The sequence below is a fragment of the Sorangium sp. So ce362 genome (assembly GCF_051519845.1).
GTDB lineage: Bacteria > Myxococcota_A > Polyangia > Polyangiales > Polyangiaceae > Sorangium.
On record NZ_CP150332.1, the window covers coordinates 7,501,124 to 7,523,375 of the forward strand.

A 22,252-nucleotide genomic window follows, 5' to 3' on the forward strand; every position below is an offset into this window, starting at 1 on the left:
ACCGGCGGCAGTCAGCGCGGAGCAGGTGCGTCGGGTCGGGGTGGGCACCGTGCCTGCCGCGCTGCTTCCTGATGCCGTCCATGTCTCATAATTCCCAGGCTGCATCGAGTTGATCACGGAAGTACCGCCTCAGAAGCTGTGCACGATCCCGACGGCCGCCATCGGCGAGATCACAGGCGTTTCACCGACCGTTTCCGTCGGCAAGGAAATGGTGAAGCGCCGACGAACGAGCGGCACGCCGATCCCCGCCTCGATTTCGAAGGCGGTGCCCCCGCCGAGCGGCACGGCGGCGCGCGCGAGGGCCCCGAGGCTCCACCACGACCGCACGGCGGACCTCGGGTTCGACATGTCTTCCCCCGTCGCCGTGAACCAGCCGCCGCTGGCCACGACACACGGCTCCGCGCTGAAGATGTCGGCGATCTGCCAGCGCAGGGGGCAGGCGGTGAGCACAGCGGCCGTCCAGTGGATCAGGGCGTTGTCGGTGCCCTGCAGGATGTCGTTTCGGGTGTATGTCAGCGAGAGGCCGAGTGAAGGGCTCAGCGCGCTGTCCGTGTGCAAGGTCGCCCGGGCGACGAGCGCGCCGCCCAGGCTCGCGTAGGGCGAGACGACCTGCGTCACCAGGGCCTGCGCTCCGAGCCCGAACGTGAACGGCCGCCCCTGGCGCGGGGCCTCGGGCGGCGGCGGCGGGGGCGACGGGGGCGGCGAGGGCGGCGGCAGGGGCGCTGTCACCTCGGCCACCTCGTCGAGCGCGAGCGCCGCGGTGAGCGAGAGCGCCTGGATCACGACCTCGCACGACGTGGCCTCGACCGTGCGGGTGTCCGTCGCGCCGCGCTCGTGGATCACGCGCAGCTCGCCGTGGACCCTGGACCCGACGCGCATCAGCCGCACGCGCACTTCCCAGCCGCCCTCTCCGTCCTCCGCCTGCCGCACGCGATCCGATCGGGCGCGGATGCCGTCGTAGAGATCGTCGACCGTCGCGCAGCCCGCCGGCGCGTCGAAGTCGAGGCGAATGGGGATCGGCGTCGGCGCCGCGGTGGCCGAGGACCAGCCGAGGACGACGAGCTCGATGAACGAGATGCCGTCACCGGAAGCCACGGGCGCGAAGGTGCCACGAACCGCTCGCAAACCGCCAGACGCTCATGCAGTCCCCGGCTGGGCCGTGCAAAAATCCACGCGGCGACGCGTTGCGGTGGGGGTGTGCGGGCGGGCGCTGTGAGCCAGGTCATCGCCCGAGCGCGAGATCACGCTCGATCTCCCCCGAGGCGCTCGAGCACCTCGCGCAGCGAGCCGAGCTCCTCGTCCGCGCCGGTGAAGTCCGACAGCGCGGTGAGCGGCGACGGGACGACCCAGCACGCGAGGCCCGCCGCCTTGGCCGACCGGAGCCCGCGCTCGGAGTCCTCGATGACGAGGACATCCTGCGCGGCGAGTCCCAGCCGCTCGCAGGCGACCCGGTACGGCTCGGGATCCGGCTTGGCGCGCGCGTACTGGTCCCGCGTGAGCGCGAACTCGAACCACGCGAGGAGGCCCGTCGTCGCGTGCGCGCGGTGGAACGGCTCGGGCTTGCTGCTCGTGACGATGGCCATGCGGAAGCGCGCGGCGAGCGTCGCGACGATCTCACGCACGCCGGGCAACAGGAGGTCTCCGCCCGCGATGAGCTCGAGATAGCGGCGGTCCCTCTCGTCGGCCAGCCGCCGCACCGCCGCATCATCGACCCCGCGCGCGCTGGCGAGGTGCCAGGCGCCGCGCGCCTCGACGAGGAACAGCTGGCGATAGTCCTCGACGGTGAGCTCGACGCCGACCGACGCGATCGTCTCGCGCGTCGCCTGGAAGTAGAGCCCTTCCGTGTCGACGAGGACGCCGTCGTTGTCCCAGAGGATGGCCTTGAACACGCGGGGCGTTCCTAGCGCCGCCCCTCCAGGCCGGCAAGCGAGCCTCGCGGAGCGGGCCCTACCCCTCGATGAGCCGCCGTTCGGCGAGGATGCGCCCGCGGGCGAGGGCGAAGACGGGCAGGAACGCGGCGCCCGTGGCGAGGACGAGGAGCGGCGGGAGGAGGAGGATCCCGCCCGGCAAGAGGCTCGCGAGCGTCGCGTAGCCGAGCGCGCGGGCGGCGCCCTTGGGAGCGCCGGCGGCGAGCTCGTACGTCGACGCCGCGTGGATCGCGCGCGCGTAGCGGAAGGCGAGGTACGCGATGAGGGCGTGCACGTGGCCCACGAGGACCAGGGCGGCGCGCACCCAGCCGTCGAAGTCCTCGGTCAGGCCGCTCAGCGTGGCGTACCAGCCCTCGAAGCAGCAGTAGATCACGAAGTGCAGCGTGAGCGGCGCGAGCGCCACGAAGCCGGCGAGCGGGAGCGCGACGCTGCGGCGCTCCTCTGCGTCGATCATGCCGCGCACGCGCGCCTCGGGCGCCGCGGCCTCGATCCGCGCGCGGTCCGCGTGCACGTCGCCGCTCCGCTGGATCTCGCGGGAGAGCGCGCGCCGGAGCCTCCCGTCGGCGAGCTCCCGGCCCGCGAGGCCGGCGAGCGCAGACGTCGCCCACGCGGCGAGGAGCGCGATCGTGGCGGCGCCGTCGTCGAGGACGCCGAGCAGGGGGGGCGCGGCCGCGGCCATGACCACGAGGGCCGCGCCGCCGAGGGCGACCTGGCCGGCCAGCGTTCGGGCGACGCGGCGACCGTACAGGCGACGGAGGGACTCCGGGATGGCGTCGACCTGCTCGCGGTGGCGCGCGAGGAGCGACTCGATATGTAGGCGGGCAACGTCCTCATCGTCTCGGTACGTGGCTCTCATGACAGGTTCCCCTCGGGCCCGGTGAACCCGGTAAACGCCGGCAGACCGCGGCGGTTTCCCGGTGCCCTTCGCTCAGGCGGTTCAGCAAGCCCGGTGCCTGGTAAAATACCCTTGTTTTCAGGCATATTCCGGGAACCGTCGCCCAGCCGGTGGGCGGCCGGCGTCCACGCCGTGGACACCTCCGGCAGCCGCGCATCGCCCGGAGCAAGCAGGCGGCCTTGCTGAAGGCCCCACCGTCTCCCGGCCGTCCTGCTTATCCGTGGGCGAGCGAAGGCAGCGAGACGGCGAGACGTGCGCGATCGCGAAATACAAAGTTCGTGACTTCGCCGCCGGAGTTGGTGCTACCCTCGATCAAGGTGGATTTTTTACCAACGCGTCCACCGAGGCGGTGCTCCCATGGGTGACAAATCTCCGAAGGCCAAAGATCGTCAGAAGAAGCAGGACACTGCGGACAAGAACCAGAAGAAAGCAGCCGCGGCAGCCAAGGCGTCGCCGGCTCCGGCCGCGCCCGCCAAGAAGGGCAAGTAGTCGGGCCGAGAGGCGCCGCGCTCGGCGCGGTTCACGCCCCGCCTCGACAAGACCCGCTCTCGCCCAAGCCCACCCTCCGCCCGCCGTCGCGGGTGTTCCGGACGCATAGAGATCCACCGCGGTCAGGCACCGGCCGCGCGATGCGTCGCTCTCCACCCCATCTCTCATCGAGCGCGCAGGGCGCTCGCGCCCTCTTCCTGGCGCGGCGGCGTCGCGCTATGAGGCTCGAGCCGTGCGACCGACTCTGCTCCAGGCCGTGGCGCCGCCGCTCGCCGCGCTCGTGCTCTTGCTCGCGCTCTGGGAGGTGCTCGCCCGCGCGCTCGACATCCCCGCCTATCTCCTGCCGCCCCCCTCGGACGTGGCGCGCGCGGGCGCGAGGGACGCCGCTACCCTGCTCGCCGGCGCCCTCACCACCGCCAAGGCGGCGCTCGCCGGCTTCTGCCTCAGCGCTGCGGTCGGCGTGCTCGCCGCCATCGCGCTCGCCTCGTCGCGCCCGCTCGAGAGGGCGCTCTACCCCTATACCGTCTTCCTGCAGACCGTCCCGATCGTCGCCATTGCCCCGCTGCTCGTGCTCTGGTGCGGCCCCGGCCTGCGCGCGGTCGCGGTCTCGGCGTTCATCGTCTCCGTGTTCCCGGTCATCGCGAACACGCTCACCGGCCTGCGCTCCGTCGAGCCCGCGCTGCGCGATCTCTTCCGGCTCTACGGCGCCCGCCGCTTCGCCATGCTCCGCAAGCTCGAGCTGCCCTCGGCGCTCCCCCACATCGTGACCGGGCTCCGGATCGCGGCGGGCCTCGCCGTCATCGGCGCCATCGTCGGAGAGTTCGTCGCCGGCTTCTCGGAGGACGCCGCCGGCCTGGGCATCCTGGTCCTGTCCGCCTACCGCCAGCTGCGCACGGATCTGCTCTTCGCCGCCGTGCTGCTCGCCTCCGCGCTCGGCCTCGCGCTGTTCGGCGCCGTCGACCTCGCCGGCAAGCGGCTCTTGCGGCGCTGGCATCCTTCGGAGATCAATCGCTGATGCACTCCCGTGACAGTCGCCGGCTGGTCCTCCAGCGCCTCGCCTCCCTCATCGCCGTCCCCCTCTTCGCCCCCGCGTGCTCGCGGTCGCCGGAAGGCGATGGACGCTCATCGGCCCCCTCCCCTCAGGGAAGCGCGCCGGCCGCGCCCGCCCAGGGCGCGCAGGGCGCGCAGGGCGCGCCTGCCCAGGGCGCGCCGGCCGCGAAGGTGAAGCTCGCGCTCAACTGGGTCCCGGAGCCCGAGTTCGGCGGGTTCTACGCGGCGCGCGAGACCGGCGCGTTCGCGAAGGAGGGGCTCGAGGTCGAGATCCTCGGCGGCGGCGCCGGCGTGCCGGTCGTCCAGATGGTGGCCGGCGGGCAGGTCGATTTCGGCCTCTCCGGCGCCGACGAGGTGCTCACCGCCCGCGCCCGCGGGGCGGACGTGCTCCCCCTCTTCGCCGTGTTCCAGACCTCGCCGCAGGCCATCATGACCCACGAGAGCCGCGGCGCGAAGGGCATCGCCGACATCCTCGCGTCGGGCGGCACGCTCGCGATCGAGCCGGGGCTGCCTTACGCGGCGTACCTCAAGAAGAAGTACGGGTTCAACAAGGTGAAGGTCGTCCCGTACGACGGCGGCGTCGCCCGCTTCGTCGCCGACAAGGACTTCTCGCAGCAGTGCTTCATCACCGCCGAGCCGATCGCGGCCAAGCGCAAGGGGAGCGATCCCGCCGCGTTCCTCGTGGCCAGCGAGGGGTTCAACCCGTACGTGGTGGTCGTGATCACGCGCGCGGCGCTCTGGAAGGAGAACCCGGAGCGCGTCCGCGCGTTCATCCGCGCCACGCGGGAGGGCTGGCGCACCTACCTGCACGATCCGAAGCGCGCCAACGAGGTCATGGCCCCGCTCAACACCGCGATGGACGCGGAGACCTTCGTCGCCGCGGCGGAGGCGCAGCGGCCGCTCATCGAGACCCCCGAGACCCAGGAGAAGGGCCTCGGCGTGATGACCCGCGAACGCTGGGAGACGCTCGCGAAGCAGCTCGTGGACCTCGGCGTGCTCGAGAAGGTGCCGCCGATCGACGATCTGCTCGTCGCCGCGCGCTGATCGGAGCGGCAGGCCAGCCGGCGCGCAGCGCGAGGCGAGATCTCGGCCCGCGACTTCGTCTAGAATGCGGCTCGCGCGCGCGTCGCGCCCCCCACGGCGCTGCCGCGCCACAACGCAAGGGAAAGCGCCCTCCATGGCTTCCACGCATCGACCTCGGGCCAGCCGGCTCCCGTCCGCCTCGCTGCCCCCCGCGGCGGCGTACGTGCCTGCCGCTGTCGTCGTCGCCGTCGCCGTCGCCTCCGGGGCGTGCGGCGAGGAGTTCACGGCGCGCCCGCCCGACATGTCGACGACCTCCAGCACCAACGGCAGCGGCGGCGGCGGCAGCGGCGGCAGCGGCGGCAGCGGCGGCGGGTGCCCGGGCGGCGGCGAGGTGTGCGGCGACACGTGCGTCGACACGAGGACCGACGCGGAGCACTGCGGCGCGTGCGACGTCGTCTGCTCGGCCTTCGACGGCCTGCCCAGCTGCCGCGACGGCGTCTGCCAGTCGCCGGCGTGCGAGGAGAACCGCGGCAGCTGCGACAAGGACCCCGAGAACGGCTGCGAGGTGGATCTCCTCACGAGCCTCTCGCACTGCGGCAGCTGCGACAACCCCTGCAAGGGCCAGTGCAGGCAGGGTGCCTGCGTCGTGCCCACGCACATCTCGGCCGGCACCGATTACACCTGCGCGGTGCTCAGCGACGGCACGGTCTGGTGCTGGGGCAGGAACACCTGGGGCAACATCGGCGACGGCACGCTGCAGCAGGATCGGCCGATCCCGAGGCAGGTCGTCGGCCTCGGCGGCGGCGCCGCCAAGGTCGCGACGAGCATCTCGTCGGCGCGGTCGCACACCTGCGCGGTGCTGACCGACGGCGCCGTGGCGTGCTGGGGCGCAGGCAACAGCGGGCAGCTCGGCGACGGCGAGGCGACGAACTCCCTCTCTCCCGTGCGCGCCGAGGAGCTCGCGGGCGCGACCCAGGTCGCCGTCGGCGGGAGCCACACCTGCGCGGTGACGACGTCGCGCAATCTCTTTTGCTGGGGCGAAGGCAGCTCCGGCCAGCTCGGTTACGGCGACGAGGCCGATCTGTACGTGCCCACCGTGGTCCTGGACGGCGTGGCCTCGGTGAGCGCCGGCCTCTCGCACACCTGCGCGGGCATGATCGAGCGGATGGGCGAGCGGCGGATGAGCTGCTGGGGCCACAACCAGAGCGGCCAGCTCGGCTCCGGCACCTTCGAGGCGTCGAGCGTCCCGAAGACCCTCCCGGGCCTCACCCGCGTCGCGCTCACGGCCGCGGGCGCCTTGCACACGTGCGCCGCGCCGGCGACCGGCGTGGCCTCCTGCTGGGGTGAGGGAGCGCAGTTCCGCCTCGGGACAGGCACCGAGAACGTCGAGGCGGCGCCGCGCGAGATCCCGGATCTCGTGGACGTGAGCCGGCTCGCGCTCGGCGCGAGGCACTCCGGCGCGGTGCTGGCCAGCGGCGACGTGCTCCTGTGGGGCGACAACACGAAGGGTCAGCTCGGCAACGGGACGCAGGATCCATTGTTGCTCCCGCAGCCGCTCGAGCTGACCGACGTTGTCGAGCTGGCCCTCGGAGCGGACCACAGCTGCGCGCTCAGGCGCACGGGCGAGATGCTCTGCTGGGGAGACAACAGGAACGGCGAGCTGGGCGACGGGACCATCGAGCCGCGGCTCGTGCCGACGCCCGTCGCCTGGCCGGCGCGGCCGTAGACGCGGGGTCCGGCGGGTGAGACGTCGAGGCCAGCGCGGCGCGCCGGGCCACGACGTCTCGCCCGCCGGCATCGACGCGATCTGGACCTGCGCAATCCAGACAAGCTGACCAGGCGCGGGGCGGCGCTCCCGCTGCTCCCGTCACACGGCCCGTACCCGACGCCGTTGCGTGATCGACGCCGGCGCGCCGCGTCGCGCCGAGCCGGCGCCGACAAGACATCGCTTGGTGCGCGAATCAATCACATTCGATCACAGGACGACACGCGCCTGTTAGCCACTCATGTCAACACGTGGTAGCACGTGGTCCAGCGGGGGCGCAAACGCGTAAAGCCGCAGATTCAATCATAGTAAAGACAGGAGCCTGACCGCATCGCGCAGCCGCCTCACCGCGACTTCATGATCGAAGGAAATTTACCTCGACAGCCGATTGGCTCATCGGCATATACTCCAGCCATCATGGACGCGTCTTCGGCTTGACGAAGCCGGGCCGATCGCACCTTGGCATCTCGATGGCGTTCATTTCGACAACCCCGGTCCGTGGACCACGGACCCAGGAGGGAGCATGTCGCATTTTATGCAGTCAAAACTATCGCGCTCGAGCAGAACTGGGCTTGTTTGCGGCGCGCTGACGCTGCTTTCCATCGCGTCGGCGCTGATCGCAGATTCGGCCCGGGCGCACGGGGAATGGCACGGCCAGATCAAGACGTTCGCGACGTTCCCGGCGTCTCCCGGGTTCCCTGAGGGGATCGCGGTCGATGGCAATCGGGTCTTCGTGTCTGGCCCGGCGACGTTCGGCACCGCGGGTCAGGGGCCGTCGAAGATCTTCGTTCACGACAGGGACAGCAAGGTCCTGAAGGGCACGATCACGGTGGCGGGCGAGGCGCTCGGCGCGGAGCATGCGCTGAGCTGCATCGCGGTCGACGGCCAGGGCCGTGTCTATGCGCTCAGCACGCAGCTGGGACTGCTGCGCTTCACCAAGACTGGACACGGATATGTCCAGGAGACCTACGGCGCTCCGCTGCCGGATCTGCCGGCGTGCGTGGCGGCCGCGCCGGGAGAGGCGTGCTCGCCGACGCCCTTCGAGGTGCCGCCGATCCCGAACGACATCGTCTTCGACGAGGAGGGCTATGCCTATGTGACCGACTCGTTCCAGGCGACGATCTTCCGCTATGCGCCCGGGGGCGGCGCGCCGCAGATCTGGTTCCAGAGCCAGGCGCTCGCCGGAGCGCCCCCCCAGCCGTTCGGCGTGAACGGGATCAGGCTCGATCCGCTGCGGGAGCACGTCTATGTCTCGGTGACCTTCTCCCTGTCGGATCCGAGCCTCGGGTCCATCTACCGGCTCCCCTTGGTCGACGCCCCGGAGGAGGCCGATCTGGAGCTGGTCCACGACTACACCGCCGGCGAGGCGCCCGACGGGTTCGCGTTCGGCCAATCGGGGAAGCTCTATGTCACGCTCGCCGCGGCCAACGCCATCTCGGTGCTCGACGAGCACGGGGTCGAGGAGGCGCGCATCGAGAGCTCGCCCGGAGACGAGATGCCCCTCGACGCGCCCGCCAACGTCGCCTTCAACGACGCGGCGAAGATGCTGCTCATCGTGAACCACGCGCTCCTCAGCGGGAACCCGGACCACTTCGGGGTGCTGAGGGTGTGGGTCGGCGACAAGGCAGATCCGCTGGAGAAGCCGTGGCTTCCTTGAGGCGAGGCGGGTAGCCCGCGGGCGGCCCCGTCCCGCGGAAGGGGGCTCATCGCGCGGGGCGGGGGAGCGGAAGGGGGCTCATCGCGCGGGGCGGGGAGACTGACAGCACCCCCCCTCGAGGCGAGGCCCCCTCAGGCGAGCCCCCCGCGCCTCCGCACGATCCAGTGCGCGCCGAGGGCCGCGGCCGCCGCGACCGTCCAGGCCCAGGGGGGCAGGAGCGGCGCGACGTGGCGCTCGGCCGCCACCTGCGTGGCGGCCGGCAGCGGCAGCGAGCCGGCGGCCGACGGCAGCACCGACGCGCCGCCCGTCGCCCTGGCGATCTCCTCCAGGCGCGCGACGTCCGGGCGCGGATCCGCCCACTCGTCGCCGCCGCGCTCGCACGCGAAGTCGCGCCTCGTCGTGGCGCCCTTCGCGTCGCCGGCGGCGCCCTCCGCCGGGACGATCTCCACCGTGGCCGCGTAGCCGCCAGGCTCGAGGCGGCCGGCCGCGAGCTCGATCGGCTCGCCGCCCTCCCCGATCCGCGCGCTCAGCGTCTTCACGACCGTGCCGCTGCCGAGGCGCGCGATCGTCACCCTGGCCTCGCCCCGCTGCCCCGCGAGCGGGCGCAGCACGAGCGCCGTCTCCTCGCCCGCGAGGCAGCCGCCGCGCGGCTCGATCGCGGCGGGCTCGAAGCGCGGGTCGCGCATGAGCCAGCCGAGCAGGGCGTCCCAGAACGCGCCGTGCGCGCGGCCCGCCGAGCTCGAGGCGAACGCGCTGAAGAGCAGGCGGTGGCTGCCGTCGAGCGTCAGCGCGATCGTCCGGCCGCTCTCGTGCTCGCCGAGCGAGAGCACCGGCATCGGCGCGCCCGAGGCCGTCGTGCGCGTCGGGTGCGTCATCAGCACCATCGCCCCGGGGAGCGGATCGCCGACCACGTTGGTCCCCGGCATCTCCGGCATCTCGTCGCCGATCAGCGCGAGCAGCGGCGCGAGCACCGGCGCCGTGCGGCCCGCGGCGGTGATGCGCGGCACGAAGGCGCCGAGATCCGGGGGCGCGCGGCCGATGTCGAGATCCACCGGCAGCACGCGGGCGAGCCGCGTGCGCGCGTAGTTGCCCTGCACGAAGGCGTTCGGGCCGCCCACCATGATGAGGCCCCCGCCCTTGTCGACATACTGGGCCAGCGCCGGCAGGTGCTTGGTCAGGCCGTACGGCGCGGCGTCGAAGTCCTGCAAGACGACCGCGTCGAAGCTGGACAGGTGCACGCTGAAGAGCTCGTCCACCGGGAAGGGGATCAGCGCGAGCTCGTCGGACGACGCGTTCACCTCATCGCCCGGGGTGCGCAGGATGAAGAACGCCACGACGTCGACCGAGGCGTCGGCCTTGAGCCACATCCGGAGCGCGCGCACGTCGTACGTCGGCCGGCCCGCCACGTGGAGCACCCGGATGCGATCGCGCGCGACGTCGAGCGTGACGTAGCGGACGTCGTTCTCGGGGAGCTCGTCGCCGTCCGGCGCGTCGATCGCCACCTCCAGGATGCGCCTGCCGGCGCGGTCGAGCGTCACGCCGAGCTCGACCGTGCCGACGCCTCCCTCGACGTGCGCCGTGCCCGTCGCGAGCGTCGTGGGCGCGCCCTGCTCGCGCAGCTCGCGGGCGACGACGGGGACCGCGTCGCACGCGAGGCCGCCGCTGCAGCCGATGTCGATCCGGAGCGAGAGCGGCTGGTGGGCGACGGCGGCGCCGGAGGTCCGGACCGCGCGGACGCTGGCGTCGCGCACGGACTCGGTCGCCACCGCGACCGTGTGCACCGGGACGTCGAGCCCCTCCAGCGCGGCCCGCGTCGCCGCGGCGGTGCCCTCCGCGCCCGGGCGGTCGAGGCGGCCATCCGAGACGACGACGAACGCCGACGGCCGCTCGTCCGCGGCGCGGGCGAGCGCCTCGAGGGCGGCGCTGAGGTCCGAGCGGCGCTGCGGCCGGCCTCGCGCCGGCGTCGCGGCCAGCGCGGCGGGCGCAGGAGCGCCGGCGCTCCCGCCCGGCGCCGGCGCGGGGCCTGCGCTCCCGCCCGGCGCCGGCGCGGGGCCTGCGCTCCCGCCCGGCGCGGGCGCGAGGCCGCCGGGATCGCCTGCCTGCGCGTCAGCCGGCAGCGGCGCTCCCTCGCCGAACAGGTAGCGGGAGAGCCGGACGTCGGAGCGCTTCCCGAGCTCCGCGAGCGCCAGCTGGGCGCTGTCGCGGCGGGTCCCCGCGAGGCCGGGCAGGTCCATGGACCGGGAGCCGTCGACAAGCACAACGACCTTCGGGCCCACGAGGCTCCCGCGCGACACGACCGCGACCGGGCGGAGGATGGCGGCGAGCAGGCAGAGCACGGCGAGCGCGCCCGTGAGCGCCGTGCCGAGCGCCGCGCCGCGGCCGCCGCCCGCCCCCGCGGCGGCCCGGCCGCGCGAGCGGACGAGCTCCAGCACGAGCAGCCCGAAGCTCAGCGCGGCGACGACGCAGGCGACGGCGACGACCGGCGAGGAGAGATCCCCCGAGGGCGCGAAGCTCCGCGTCACGGCCGCTCCGGGAGCGAGCGAGCAGAGCGAGCAGGAGAGGGCGAAGAGGGTGGCCCGCTGGATGCGCCGGCTGCGTGGGAACGCGACAGCGCGAGCAGCGAGTCGAGGGCGCGCGACACGGGCGGAGCCTAGTACATCGGGCCGAGGGTGTCCCAGCCCGGCGCTCACATCGACGCCGCGTGTCCCAGCCCAGCACCGCCTCTGCGGCGACCTGCCAGGCAACATCGAACAGCCCTGCCAGCGACCTTGAAACGCCGGCGACGCTCCGCGTAGGCTCGTAATCTTGTCGAAGATGCGCGACGATCTGGGCGAAGCCGGGCGGCTTGGAGAAGAAAACGCGGAGCTGCGCGCGCGCGTGGCGGAGCTGGAGAAGGCGCTGGCGGAGCGGTCCGACGGTCGCGCGCCGGACGGCGCGGCGCCGAACGGAGCTGCGCCAGACGACGGGGCGCTGAACGGCGCGGGGAGCGCGGACGCTCACGCCGCGCTCGACGGCCTGCCCACGGCGGTGCCAGCGGTTGTCTACTGGCGCCTGGACGGCACGGTGACACGCTGGAACGACGCGGCCGAGCGCATGTTCGGCTGGAGCGCGGGCGAGGCCGTCGGCCGCAGGCTGACCGACCTCGTGGCCGCGGATCCCGTGTCCCCTGCCGCGGTGCGGGCGTTCGAGTTCACGCGGGAAGAGAGCCGGTTCGCCGCGACAGCGAGCGCGGCCAGGACGAAAGAGGGAAACGCGCTCGTCTGCCGGTGGACCTACGCCGTGCTGCGCGACGACCGGGGCGACGCGCGCGAGATCGCCGCGATCGTCGACGACACCGGCGACCAGCGACGGAGGGAGCGGACGGTGCACGGGCGCTACCAGATGCTCCTGCAGCTCGTGGACAACGCGCGCAGCTCCATCTTCGTCAAGGACATCGCGGGGCGCTACGTCTTCGTCAACCGCGCCTATGCGCAGACCTTGCAGAAGCACGGCGTCGAGCTCATCGGAAGAGATGACAGGGAGGGCTCCATGCCCCCCGAGATCGCCGAGATGCTCGCGGAGAAGGAGCGAGAGGTGATGGCCGGCGGTCAGGTCATGCAGTTCGAAGAGGTGCTGCCGCTCGGCGACGATCGACTCCATTATTTCACGGTCAAATTCCCGATCCACGACGAGCACGGCGAGCCGATCGGCCTCGGCGGCGTCGTGACCGAGATCACCACCCTGAAGCGCGCGGAGGCCGAGCGGGCCGCGCTTCAGGAGGAGATCATCGCCGGGCAACAGGCCGCCCTGCGGGAGCTGTCCACGCCGCTCATCCCGCTCGCCGACGGGGTGGTGGCGATGCCGCTGGTGGGGACGATCGACAGCGGGCGCGCGGAGCAGATCATGGAGACGTTGCTCTCGGGCATCACGAGACAGGGCGCCCACACCGCGATCCTGGACATCACCGGCGTGCGCGCCGTCGACACGCTCGTCGCGGACGCGCTGACGCGGACCGCGCGCGCCGCCCAGCTGCTCGGCACCCGCGTGGTGCTCACGGGCGTCCGCCCGGAGGTGGCCCAGACGCTTGTCACGCTCGGCGTGGACCTCTCCGGGATCACGACGCTGAGCACCTTGCAGAGCGGCATCGCGCACGCCCTGCGTCACGCCCGGCGGTGACGGCGAGCTCCTCGATCGGCAGGGCCGGTGAGCCCGGCGACGGTGAAGCGGTCGCGCCCGTCGACGGGCCCGCCGGTTCGCGACGTGGTGGGATCAACCCGGCCGGTCAAAAACGAGGAGCGAGGGAGGTCGCGACCAGCACCGGCGCTCGTCTGCGAGGCCGAGGAAGGGTCGGGACCTATCGCGGAGGATGAAATTCAGCCTGTAAGAAGGTCCCGATCAAAAGAATTGAATTTTTTCATACAAATGGAGAGTTCGTGACCCCGTCGCAGGCTCCCGTGGAGGCACCGTGGTGGGTCGGGACCTCGCGGGCGGCATCAGCGCGACGAGGCGCGACGGTCCGGACCTCTCACGGATTCAACTCGTGGCAGCAGTGGCGCAATGCCCCTGTCGGCCCATGCTGCGTTGAGCTCAAGATGTGCCATGGGCGAGGCAGCTTCTACCGGGTCGAGGCTGTCTCGGTGCTCGGTCCGTCCTGCTCGCCGAACGAGAACGCGCCCGTGATGCCGAGGTGAAGCGACGTGAAGGCGCCGCCGTAATCCCTCGCCCACATCGCTCCGAAGCCCGCGTGCCCGCCGACCCGGAACCCGCGCGACAGGGCGGCATCCACGGCCAGACCGACGTCCATCAGCGGAGCCTGCGCGCGGCGCTCGTAGCCGTCGGTGTCGCCGGTGATCCACGCGTATCCGCCGCGCGCGAACAGCGACGGGACGACCCGGTCGCCGACGCCGAGGCGCAGGCCGCCGAGGAGACGGAAGGCCAACGGATTCGACGGCAGGAGCGAGGAGCCGTCGGCGACGCCGTCTCCCTGCGCGATGAACACGAATCCCGCGCCGGCCTCGGGGGCGAGGAAGACGCCCTTGCCCAGATCGACCTCGTACCCTGCTCGAGCTGTCATACCGAACGTCGCACCGTTCCAGTCGGCGGCCTCCCCGACCGCGTGGCCGACGTCGACGTCCCCTGACACCGTGGGCGCCGCGATCGCTGGATGGCTCAGCAGCGCGATCGCCGCAAAGGATGCTCCGAGAAGAAGAACGTGTCTCATGGGGTCACCTCGTCCAGAGGCGCCTTAGCAACCGCCATACCCGGCCGCGGAGCGGGGGCGCGTCAGGATCCGCCGCTCAGCCGCCCTGCGCGAGGTACCGCAGGAGCGCGGCCTCGTCGCTCGTGATCAGCCGCTTGATGCTGTCCCTCCTCGCATAGCGCTGGGCCTGCAGCTCGCCGACGACGCTCTGCACGAGCACGCCGACCCTGCGGAAGCCCTGGAACCAGAGCGGCCGGAGGCGGTCGAGGGCAGCCTCGAACGCGGGATCGTTCCGGCCAGGAGCGGCGCGGATGTCGAGGAGGAGGGCATACCGCGAGCGGCCCAGCCCATCCATGCAACGGCAGACCGACGCCATCGAGGCCTCGAGCTCCTCGATCGAGGCGAACGGCTTGCTGCTGCGCACATTCCAGACGATGCCCAGCGGCGCGTCGACCAGGACCGCGTAGTCGTCGTTCTGCCAGACCGGCTTCGGCGCGGGGGCGAGACGATCCGGCATGTCAGCTCAGGGCGCTCGGGGGCGCCCGGGCACGGAGCGGGGTCGCGCATCGTCGATCGCGCGGCGGCGCATCAGGAACGGCGCGTGCACCTGATCGTCCTTGTAGTTCGAGCAGAGCACGTACATCGCGATGTTCACCGCGAGCCGGAACGCGCGCTCGCGCTGCGCCTCGCCCCCGGGCGTGACATCGACGCTCGAACCGCCGCCATCGGAGCGCGCCAGCGCGCCGGCGAGGTCGTGGTCGGAGAAGATCACCTGCGGCAGGCCGCCGCGCACGATCGCCGAGAGCTTCTGCGGGCCCTCGACGCGGCCGACGGCGCGCGGGAGGAGATAGAAGGAGCGGAAGACGACGTTCTCCGTGCCGATCGGGATGGGCGAGCCCTCCGGAAGGACACGGGCGATCTCGCGCCGCGCGGCGCGGCCGAACGCGCCGCTCCCCGGGGCGAAGTCGTCGACGAAGAGCACGCCGCCCAGCGCGAGGAAGCGCCGCAGACCGAAGACCTCGCGCTCGGTGAGCGGCGGGAGATCACCCTCGCCGCCCCAGAGCGCGAACGGCTCGGCCAGGAGCGCCGGGTCGTCGGCGCGGACCGTGGTCGGGTTGCGACGCGCGGGCGCGCTCGTCCGGCGCTCCAGCTCGAACGACCAGCGCGCCGGCGCGGTGGCGCGCACGCCCTCCCACCGCGCGTTGCCCGTGAGCAGCGGCCGCGGGTTCCACGCCCCCTCCTCGCCGAAGGCGCGCGCCGGACGCGGCACGGCCGAGAGAAGCAACGCCGAGACCAGCACAAGCGCCGCCGCGGCGAGGCGGCGAGGCGGCACCGCCGCGACGAGGCGGCCTGGCGCCGCCGCGACGAGGCGGCCTGGCGCCGCCGCGGCGAGGCGGCCGAGCCCGGAGGCGCCGGCTCTGGCGAGCCACCGTTTCAATCGAAGTCCTCGACCCGCCATACACCCGCCTCGCGCCGGAGCTTCACCTCGTGCCCACCCGGGATCTGAACCGTCGCGGAGTCGCCCGCAATCCGGACCTCGAGGCCCTCGGGCTGGGCGAGCCCCTCGACGAGCGAGCGGAGGTCGCTCTCGATGGCGCTGCGCGTGGCCGGCGTGAGGACCCGCAGCAGGCCGGCGTAGCTGCGGCGCGCGAGGACGCGGCGGAGCTGCTCGAGCGCCTGCTCGGGGGTGCGGCCGCCCGCGGGCAGCGCGTCGGCCGCCGAGATCCGGAAGGCGCGCTCGCGGTCGTCGAGCTCGAGCGTCGCGATCTCGCCGTCCGGGTAGCGCACCCGGGCGCGGGTCCTGACCACCACCCCGGGCGCCGTGACGCTCCTGGCCTGCTCGGCGAGCTCGGCGCGCGCCTCGGCCACCCGCCGCCGCACCTCCTCGCGCGACGTCGCGGTGCGGCTCCGCTCGCTCAGCATCCCGTAGATGGCGTCGGCGTCGCCGCGCGCCGCCGCGTCGGCGTAGGCCCGCACCGCCTCCTTCGGGTCGGGGAGCGAGGACGACGCGCACGCGAGGCCGGTGAGCGGCGCGAGGAGCGCGAGCAGCGAGGTGAGGGCACGCGGCACGGGCCGAGCCTAGTACATCGGCGCCGGCGCGTCCCGGCGCCGTCGAGACACGTGGAGACCCGGCCGTGGTAAGGCGGCGCCCTCCGCGCCTCGATCTCCTCCACGACCTGAACGAAGCCATCGCCGCATGACCGACGTTGTTGGAAAGCTCTGGGGGTTCTGCCACACGCTCCGCCACGACGGCATCGATCATGGAGACTACATCGAGCAGATCACGTACCTGCTCTTCCTGAAGATGGCCGCCGAGCGAGGCCTCGATCTCTCGCGCGTCGAGCCCAGGGCGCCCCGCGGCGAGGTCGGGACGATGGATTGCTCCTGGCCGGCCCTGCGCGCGACGAGCGGGCAGGCGCTGCTCGACCGCTACGCCGAGGTCCTCCGGCGCCTCGACCAGGCCCCCGGCGTGCTGGGGGAGATCTACGCGGGCTCGCAGCCGCGCTTCAAGAGCCCCGCGAACCTCCAGCGGCTCGTCGACCTCATCGACGACGTCGCGTGGACGCGCCTCGGCGTGGACATCCAGGCCGCGGCGTACGAGGGGCTCCTCGAGAAGGCCGCCGCCGAGGGGAAGAAGGGCGCGGGGCAGTACTTCACGCCCCGCGTCCTGATCCAGTCGATCGTGCGGTGCATGCGGCCCGACCCGCGGGGAAAGCCGGGCTTCGCCCTGTGCGACCCGGCGTGCGGCACCGGAGGGTTCCTTGTCGCCGCCTGGGAATGGCTCGAGGCCGAGGCGCGGGGGACGCTCGATCGGGAGGCGGCGGGCCGGGTCAAATCCACTGTGTTCTTCGGAAACGAGCTCGTCGCGCGCCCCCGCCGGCTCGCCCTCATGAACCTGTACCTCCACGGGATCGAGCCGAGGATCGCCCTCGGCGACTCGATCGACGCCCCGCCGCCGCCGCCCGAAGAGCGGTTCGACGTGATCCTGACGAACCCGCCGTTCGGCACGAAGGGGGCGCACAAGGCGCCGGCCCGCGAGGACTTCGCGATCGCGACGGCGAACAAGCAGCTCAACTTCATCCAGCACGTGCTGACGATCCTGAAGCCCGGCGGCCGGGCGGCGATGGTCCTGCCAGACAACTGCCTGTTCGCGGACCAGGCAGGCGCCGTGCTCGAGATCCTCGCCGAGGGCTGCGATCTGCACACGGTGCTCCGCCTGCCGCGCGGGACGTTCACCCCGTACAGCCCCGGCGTGAAGGCCAACGTCGTCTTCTTCACGAAGGGTCGCGCGACGGAGAAGGTCTGGATCTACGACGCGCGGACGGGCGTCCCGTCGATCACAAAGAAGGATCGGCCGCTCTCGCCGGCGCACTTCGCCGAGTTCGAGCGGTGCTACGGCGGCGACCCGGAGGGGCGGGCGCGGCGCGAGGCGGCGAGCTCCAGCGAGGGTCGCTTTCGGAGCTTCGAGCTCCGCGAGGTCGAGGAGCGCGAGTTCAAGCTCGACGGGTTCAAATGGCTCCGGGAGGAGTCGCCCGACGACGCCGGCGAGCTGCCGGAGCCGGAGGAGCTGGCGACCGACGCGATCCAGGAGCTGGAAGAGGCGGTCGCCGCGCTGAACCGCGTGCTGGCGCTGCTCGAGGGCGGGGCGAAGGCGGCGGAGGCGTGAGCGGGCGCCTGCCCGAGGGGTGGGCCGAGACGACGCTCGCGTCGCTCTGCTCCCACCGGACCGGGAGCTCGAAGCTCATCAAGGGGAGGCTCCACGCCGAGCAGCGGCCCGGGCGCTTCCAGGCGTTCAGCGCGTCCGGCCCCGACGTGTGGTCCGACCGCTGGGAGCACGAGGGCGAGGCGATCGTCGTCTCCGCCGTGGGGACGCGGTGCGGGAAGGCGTTCAAGGCGCGCGGGCGGTGGTCGGCGATCGCGAACACCCACGTGGTCTGGCCGGACCCGCGGGCCATCGACGTCGACTACCTGTTCCTCCACCTCAACGACGAGGGCTTCTGGGCGAAGGGCGGCTCCGCGCAGCCGTTCGTGAAGGTGCGCGAGACCTTCGAGCGCCCCTTCGCGCTGCCTCCCCTCCCCGAGCAGCGCCGCATCGTCGCGAAGGTCGAGGCCCTGCTCGGCGAGGTGGACGCGGCGAGGGCCCGGCTGGCCAGGGCGTCGCTCGTCGTCAGGCGGCTCCGGCAGGCCGTGCTGGCGGCGGCGTGCTCGGGCAGGCTCACCGAGGACCTCCGCGCGCCGGACGCCGCCGCGCCGCCCTCCGCCGAGCTCCCGGAGGCCCTGCAGCGCTCGTGGCCGGCGGCGCCGGGCGCGGGGAGCGACGGCGGCTCGACGCGGCGCCTGCCGGCGTCGTGGGCCCTCTGCCCGTTCGGCGCCCTCGTCGACAACCACGACGGGCGGCGCGTCCCGGTGAACTCCACGGTTCGAGGGGGGCGCCGGGGTTCATATCCCTATTACGGCGCGTCGGGGATCATCGACTCGATCGATGGCTATCTGTTCGACGGCGACTACCTGCTCGTCGCCGAGGACGGCGCGAACCTCCTGTCCAGGAGCACCGCGGTGGCCTTCGCCGCGAGCGGGCGGTTCTGGGTGAACAACCACGCTCATGTCGTCCAGCCGAAGGCCGGCGTGGTCCTCGGGTACCTCGAGCTGCTCCTGAACTCGCTCGATCTCCAGCACCACGTGACCGGCTCGGCGCAGCCGAAGCTCACGCAGGCGGCGCTGAACGGCATCCCTGCCCCGCTGCCGCCGAGCGAGGAGCAGGCGGAGATCGTGCGCCGCGCGCAGGCGCTCTTCGCGCTCGCCGGCGCGGTCGAGCAGCGCGTGACCGCCGCCGCAGCCCGGGCCGACAGGCTCGCGCAGACGATCCTCGCCCGGGCGTTCTCGGGCGAGCTCGTCCCCACCGAGGCGGAGCTCTCCCGCGCAGAGGGCCGGGACTACGAGCCGGCGGAGGCGCTCCTCTGCCGCGTCCAGAGCGCGCGGGCGGGAGCCGGGGCGAGGAGGAGCGCCGGCCGGCGCTAGGACACAGATCGCTTGAAGACCGAGCTGGCGGCCGCCCAGGCCATCTGGGCGGCGTAGGCGAACCCCTCCGCGGTGACCTCGTAGCGATCCAGGTCGTCCCTGGTCATGCCGACATCCTACTACCGCGCTGCCACCGGGATCCCACAACCTGCGGGGGGCGCTACCCGCCGGCGCGCCGCCCCGCCTCGCCGCTCGGGATCAGGGTGGGTGTCGTGGCCTCGCCGGCCGAGGACACCGGCGAGCGCTCCCGGCGCCTCAGGCGCGCTCCGCGAAGAAGCGGGCGTTGATCTCCCGGTAATGTCCCCACTCGGCCGGCAGCTCGTCCTCATCGAAGATGGCGCTCACGGGGCACTCGCCCTCGCAGGCGCCGCAGGAGATGCACGACTCGGGATCGATGTAGAGCTGGAGGCGCGCAAGGCGCGTCGTCCGCTCTTCTTCTGGGATGCGCGCGATCTCGTCGATCGGGAGCGGGCCGTGGATGCACTCGACGGGGCAGACGGAGACACACGCGGTGTCGCAGGTGGCGATGCAGGGCTCGGCGATGACATAGGCCATGAAGGGTCCTTTCCGCGGAACGGTCGTCCGCGCTCTCCTCTCCTTGCTCGGTTTTGCATTTGCACGGCGCGTACCCGCGGCCCGAGCGGCCCTTTCCCGGGCCTGCGCTGGCCTTGTGCTGCCCGGGCAACGCCCCTACGGTGCCGCGCAACGCCATTTCGGTGGCGTCGCTCCGCGCACGATGACCGCCCCCGCCGATCGCGCCGTTCTCCTGCTCGCCGACCTCGGCGAGGCCGCAGCGCGCGCGCACACGGAGGCGACGCTCGTCCCCGCGGTGAGCGCCGTGCTCGCGCGCCACCTCCCGCTCCGGCGGCTCGATCTCCGCCGCGGCGCGGCCGCGCCGGGCGCGCCGGAGATCCGGCGCGAGGCGGGCGGCGAGACGCTCGCCGTCTTCGCGCTCCGCGACGCGGACGGCGCCGTCGGCTGCGCCACGATGGCGCTCGGCGAGGGCGCGACGCTCGAGCTCTCGCCCGCGCTGCTCGAGGCGCTGGGCCGCCTGCTCGCCGTGGCGCTCCGGCAGGTGCAGGTCCTCGGGCGCGTCGCGGCGATCGCGCGCCGCGCGCAGGGCGAGAAGCGGGCGCTGAAGGAGGAGCTCGACCGCGTCGCCCTGCCCCGGGAGGTGGTCGCGGCGAGCCCGGCGATGCGGGCGATCTTCCAGGAGATGGTGCCGCTCGTGGCGCGGCAGGACACGACCGTGCTCGTGCGCGGCGAGACGGGCACCGGCAAGGAGGTGATCGCGCGCCGCATCCACGCGCTCTCGCGCCGCGCGGAGCGGGCGTTCCTCGCGGTGAACTGCGGCGCGCTGCCCGAGGGGCTCGTCGAGAGCGCGCTCTTCGGCCACGAGCGCGGCGCGTTCACCGGCGCCGCGGCGCGGCACCACGGGATGTTCGAGCGCGCAAACGGCGGGACGCTGCTGCTCGACGAGGTCGGCGAGCTGCCCAAGGCGGCGCAGGCGAAGCTCCTGCGCGTGCTCCAGGAGGGCGAGATCGAGCGCGTCGGCGGCGAGGGCGCGGTGCGCGTCTCGGTGCGGGTGATCGCCGCGACGCACAGGCCGCTCGAGGCCATGGTGGCGAGCGGGGCGTTCCGTGAGGACCTGTATTACCGGCTGCAGGTGTTTCCCATCGTCGTCCCCCCGCTGCGGGAGCGGCCCGAGGACCTGGAGCCCCTCACGCGGGTCATCGTGGAGAAGGTCGCGGCGAGCTTCGGCCGGCCGCCGCCGCGGGTGAGCGCGGCGGCGATGGCGCGGCTGCGGGCGCACGGCTGGCCGGGCAACGTGCGGGAGCTGGAGAACGTGATCGAGCGGTCGATGGTGATGTCGACCGGGGACGAGCTCATCCTGTCAGCGCCGCTCGCCGCGGCCCCCCGCGCGGCGGGGCGCGCGATGACGTACAGGGAGGCGGCGCAGCGCTGCATCGAGGAGGCGCTGCGGGCCTCGGGCGGGAAGATCTACGGGGAGGACGGGGCGGCCGCGGCGCTCGGGCTGAAGCCGACGACGCTGCAAAGCAAGATGCGGAAGCTCGGGATCCGGAGGGAGGGGGGCGAGAAGGGCTGACTCGAGGCCAGCGCAGCCGGACGCCGGACAGCGATGGCCCCGGCGCCATCTTCATCAGCACGAGCGCGCGCGCGCGATCGCGATGACGATCGCGCGCGCGTGCGCGAGGCCCTGCGTGACCACGCCTCGTTCGCAGCTACACAGCCAGTTTCCAGCCATCAGAAGGTGGTTTGCAGGCCTATCGCTCCAGGCCCGAGCACCGGGGTCAGCGCCGCGCGCGAGCCCGCCGTCGGCCCCCGGGGTGGCAGCATCAGCAGGCCGGCGACGCCGACGCCGGCGCCGACGGCGAGGACCGCGAAGCCGGCGTTGGAGACGTTGGCCAGCGTGTTGGCCGTGCTGAGCTCGCCGCGCCGGCTCGGAGGGCAGCGGTCGTCCGGACACGCCTCGGCGAGCGCCCCGGACTTCGAGAGCGTGAGCGCGCCCGCGACGGCCCCGACCACCAGGCCGACCGCGCCGACGCTGAACCCCGTGGCCATCAGCACCGTCCCGGTGCTCCCCGCCTGCGGCCTCGGCGCGGGCGCCGGGCCCGCCGCGCGCGGCGCCAGCGCAGCGGGCGGCGCGTCCTCCAGCGCCGGGACGGTGACGACGATCGTGGCGCGCTCGGGCGGCACCTCGACGTCGGTCGACCACGCCCTCTTCCCCGGCGCCGCAGCGGCGACGCGGTGCTGGCCTGGATCGATGGGGAACGGCGCGTTCAGGGCAGCGCCGCTCAGCGGCTCGCCGTCGAGGGTGAGGCGCAGGCTCGCGGGCGGCGCAGCCATCCTGACCTCGAGCCGCGCGAGCCGCTTCTCCAGCGCCTCGCGCTGCGCGCGCGCGAAGCCCTCACGGTCCTTCCGGCCTTCGCGCCGCGCGACCTCCTCCACCGAGCTCAGCTCGGCCCAGGCGGTCGCGAGCTTCCCCACCTTCTCGTGACAGACGGCGAGGTTGAGGAGCGTCCCGGGCTTCGGCTCGATGCGCTGGCTCTCCTCGAACTTGTCGCAGGCCTCGGGGTACTTCCCGTCCTTGAAGAGGTCGCGCCCCTGCCGAAAGAGCACCTCGGCCACGGGCTTGACCGCGCGTTGCGCGGACGCCGCGCCCGACAGCGCGACGGCCCCGAGCAGCACGCCGGAGCCAAGGAACGAGAGCCCTCGCTTCATGTTC

At 73.2% G+C, this 22,252-nt stretch carries 19 protein-coding genes; 9 read left to right on the plus strand and 10 right to left on the minus strand.

Annotated features, from left to right (window positions below; translation table 11 throughout):
* Nucleotides 1-129 precede the first annotated feature (129 nt).
* The 3 genes from WMF17_RS28455 to WMF17_RS28465 form a co-directional block, all read right to left on the minus strand.
* Nucleotides 130-1,095, minus strand: a complete 966-nt coding sequence (locus WMF17_RS28455) for a hypothetical protein (protein ID WP_437644214.1) — start codon at nt 1,093-1,095, stop codon at nt 130-132.
* Between the two features lie 146 nt (nt 1,096-1,241).
* A complete protein-coding gene (locus WMF17_RS28460; protein ID WP_437596314.1) occupies nt 1,242-1,889 on the minus strand; it encodes an HAD family hydrolase in 648 nt (215 codons plus the stop codon).
* 58 nt (nt 1,890-1,947) lie between these two features.
* The gene (locus WMF17_RS28465; protein WP_437644215.1) at nt 1,948-2,607 is read right to left on the minus strand and encodes a hypothetical protein; all 660 of its coding nucleotides are present in this window, start codon (nt 2,605-2,607) and stop codon (nt 1,948-1,950) included.
* A 573-nt stretch (nt 2,608-3,180) separates the two neighbouring features.
* Here WMF17_RS28465 and WMF17_RS28470 point away from each other — a divergent pair.
* The 5 genes from WMF17_RS28470 to WMF17_RS28490 all read left to right on the plus strand — a co-directional run bounded on the left by WMF17_RS28470 (nt 3,181) and on the right by WMF17_RS28490 (nt 8,807).
* Nucleotides 3,181-3,312, plus strand: coding sequence for a hypothetical protein (locus tag WMF17_RS28470; protein ID WP_437574097.1), 132 nt, complete (start codon nt 3,181-3,183; stop codon nt 3,310-3,312).
* A gap of 232 nt (nt 3,313-3,544) precedes the next feature.
* The gene (locus WMF17_RS28475) at nt 3,545-4,327 is read left to right on the plus strand and encodes an ABC transporter permease (RefSeq protein WP_437644216.1); all 783 of its coding nucleotides are present in this window, start codon (nt 3,545-3,547) and stop codon (nt 4,325-4,327) included.
* Complete coding sequence (locus WMF17_RS28480; protein ID WP_437644217.1) at nt 4,327-5,406, plus strand: ABC transporter substrate-binding protein; 1,080 nt, start codon at nt 4,327-4,329, stop codon at nt 5,404-5,406. The genes WMF17_RS28475 and WMF17_RS28480 overlap by 1 nt, the downstream gene beginning before the upstream one ends.
* A gap of 133 nt (nt 5,407-5,539) precedes the next feature.
* Complete coding sequence (locus WMF17_RS28485) at nt 5,540-7,111, plus strand: hypothetical protein (RefSeq protein ID WP_437644218.1); 1,572 nt, start codon at nt 5,540-5,542, stop codon at nt 7,109-7,111.
* A gap of 574 nt (nt 7,112-7,685) precedes the next feature.
* Nucleotides 7,686-8,807 (plus strand): SMP-30/gluconolactonase/LRE family protein, encoded by a 1,122-nt coding sequence (locus WMF17_RS28490; RefSeq protein WP_437596319.1) that lies wholly within the window; start codon nt 7,686-7,688, stop codon nt 8,805-8,807.
* Nucleotides 8,808-8,938: 131 nt separating this feature from the next.
* Here the strand turns inward: WMF17_RS28490 and WMF17_RS28495 are convergent, their stop codons facing one another.
* Nucleotides 8,939-11,329, minus strand: coding sequence for a glutamine amidotransferase (locus tag WMF17_RS28495; RefSeq protein WP_437596320.1), 2,391 nt, complete (start codon nt 11,327-11,329; stop codon nt 8,939-8,941).
* A 292-nt stretch (nt 11,330-11,621) separates the two neighbouring features.
* On the opposite strand from WMF17_RS28495, the gene WMF17_RS28500 reads away from it, so the two are divergent.
* Nucleotides 11,622-12,962, plus strand: coding sequence for a PAS domain-containing protein (locus WMF17_RS28500; RefSeq protein ID WP_437596322.1), 1,341 nt, complete (start codon nt 11,622-11,624; stop codon nt 12,960-12,962).
* Between the two features lie 439 nt (nt 12,963-13,401).
* Here WMF17_RS28500 and WMF17_RS28505 read toward each other — a convergent pair whose 3' ends face one another.
* The 4 genes from WMF17_RS28505 to WMF17_RS28520 form a co-directional block, all read right to left on the minus strand.
* Entirely contained in the window at nt 13,402-14,007 is a 606-nt protein-coding gene (locus WMF17_RS28505) for a hypothetical protein (protein ID WP_437596324.1), read from the minus strand.
* Between the two features lie 76 nt (nt 14,008-14,083).
* Nucleotides 14,084-14,503: a hypothetical protein gene (locus tag WMF17_RS28510; RefSeq protein ID WP_437596325.1), complete on the minus strand. Its 420-nt coding sequence runs from the start codon at nt 14,501-14,503 to the stop codon at nt 14,084-14,086.
* A gap of 6 nt (nt 14,504-14,509) precedes the next feature.
* Complete coding sequence (locus tag WMF17_RS28515; RefSeq protein WP_437596327.1) at nt 14,510-15,424, minus strand: DUF4159 domain-containing protein; 915 nt, start codon at nt 15,422-15,424, stop codon at nt 14,510-14,512.
* Nucleotides 15,421-16,056, minus strand: a complete 636-nt coding sequence (locus WMF17_RS28520) for a hypothetical protein (RefSeq protein WP_437596329.1) — start codon at nt 16,054-16,056, stop codon at nt 15,421-15,423. Before WMF17_RS28520 ends, WMF17_RS28515 begins: the two co-directional genes overlap by 4 nt.
* A gap of 127 nt (nt 16,057-16,183) precedes the next feature.
* Here WMF17_RS28520 and WMF17_RS28525 point away from each other — a divergent pair, with 127 nt between their 5' ends.
* Nucleotides 16,184-17,653 (plus strand): N-6 DNA methylase, encoded by a 1,470-nt coding sequence (locus WMF17_RS28525; RefSeq protein WP_437596330.1) that lies wholly within the window; start codon nt 16,184-16,186, stop codon nt 17,651-17,653.
* Nucleotides 17,650-19,005 carry a restriction endonuclease subunit S gene (locus WMF17_RS28530; protein ID WP_437644219.1) on the plus strand — a complete coding sequence of 452 codons (1,356 nt, stop codon included), beginning with the start codon at nt 17,650-17,652 and terminating at the stop codon, nt 19,003-19,005. The genes WMF17_RS28525 and WMF17_RS28530 overlap by 4 nt, the downstream gene beginning before the upstream one ends.
* A gap of 255 nt (nt 19,006-19,260) precedes the next feature.
* On the opposite strand, the gene WMF17_RS28535 is transcribed toward WMF17_RS28530, so the two are convergent.
* Nucleotides 19,261-19,560 carry a 4Fe-4S dicluster domain-containing protein gene (locus WMF17_RS28535; RefSeq protein ID WP_437644220.1) on the minus strand — a complete coding sequence of 100 codons (300 nt, stop codon included), beginning with the start codon at nt 19,558-19,560 and terminating at the stop codon, nt 19,261-19,263.
* Nucleotides 19,561-19,741: 181 nt separating this feature from the next.
* Between WMF17_RS28535 and WMF17_RS28540 the strand changes: the two genes are divergently transcribed.
* Nucleotides 19,742-21,112, plus strand: coding sequence for a sigma-54 interaction domain-containing protein (locus tag WMF17_RS28540; protein WP_437644221.1), 1,371 nt, complete (start codon nt 19,742-19,744; stop codon nt 21,110-21,112).
* 158 nt (nt 21,113-21,270) lie between these two features.
* On the opposite strand, the gene WMF17_RS28545 is transcribed toward WMF17_RS28540, so the two are convergent.
* On the minus strand, nt 21,271-22,248 hold the full coding sequence (locus WMF17_RS28545; protein ID WP_437644222.1) for a hypothetical protein: 978 nt from the start codon (nt 22,246-22,248) through the stop codon (nt 21,271-21,273).
* Between the last annotated feature and the right edge of the window lie 4 nt (nt 22,249-22,252).

What these genes read in the sequence shown, in the direction of transcription:
- WMF17_RS28465 (WP_437644215.1), bottom strand. Translation starts at nt 2,607, where the DNA reads ATGGCCGCGGCCGCGCCCCCCCTGCTCGGCGTCCTCGACGACGGCGCC.
- WMF17_RS28485 (WP_437644218.1), top strand. Translation starts at nt 5,540, where the DNA reads ATGGCTTCCACGCATCGACCTCGGGCCAGCCGGCTCCCGTCCGCCTCG.
- WMF17_RS28490 (WP_437596319.1), top strand. Translation starts at nt 7,686, where the DNA reads ATGCAGTCAAAACTATCGCGCTCGAGCAGAACTGGGCTTGTTTGCGGC.
- WMF17_RS28510 (WP_437596325.1), bottom strand. Translation starts at nt 14,503, where the DNA reads ATGCCGGATCGTCTCGCCCCCGCGCCGAAGCCGGTCTGGCAGAACGAC.
- WMF17_RS28505 (WP_437596324.1), bottom strand. Translation starts at nt 14,007, where the DNA reads ATGAGACACGTTCTTCTTCTCGGAGCATCCTTTGCGGCGATCGCGCTG.
- WMF17_RS28535 (WP_437644220.1), bottom strand. Translation starts at nt 19,560, where the DNA reads ATGGCCTATGTCATCGCCGAGCCCTGCATCGCCACCTGCGACACCGCG.
- WMF17_RS28470 (WP_437574097.1), top strand. Translation starts at nt 3,181, where the DNA reads ATGGGTGACAAATCTCCGAAGGCCAAAGATCGTCAGAAGAAGCAGGAC.
- WMF17_RS28545 (WP_437644222.1), bottom strand. Translation starts at nt 22,248, where the DNA reads ATGAAGCGAGGGCTCTCGTTCCTTGGCTCCGGCGTGCTGCTCGGGGCC.
- WMF17_RS28525 (WP_437596330.1), top strand. Translation starts at nt 16,184, where the DNA reads ATGACCGACGTTGTTGGAAAGCTCTGGGGGTTCTGCCACACGCTCCGC.
- WMF17_RS28540 (WP_437644221.1), top strand. Translation starts at nt 19,742, where the DNA reads ATGACCGCCCCCGCCGATCGCGCCGTTCTCCTGCTCGCCGACCTCGGC.
- WMF17_RS28500 (WP_437596322.1), top strand. Translation starts at nt 11,622, where the DNA reads ATGCGCGACGATCTGGGCGAAGCCGGGCGGCTTGGAGAAGAAAACGCG.
- WMF17_RS28480 (WP_437644217.1), top strand. Translation starts at nt 4,327, where the DNA reads ATGCACTCCCGTGACAGTCGCCGGCTGGTCCTCCAGCGCCTCGCCTCC.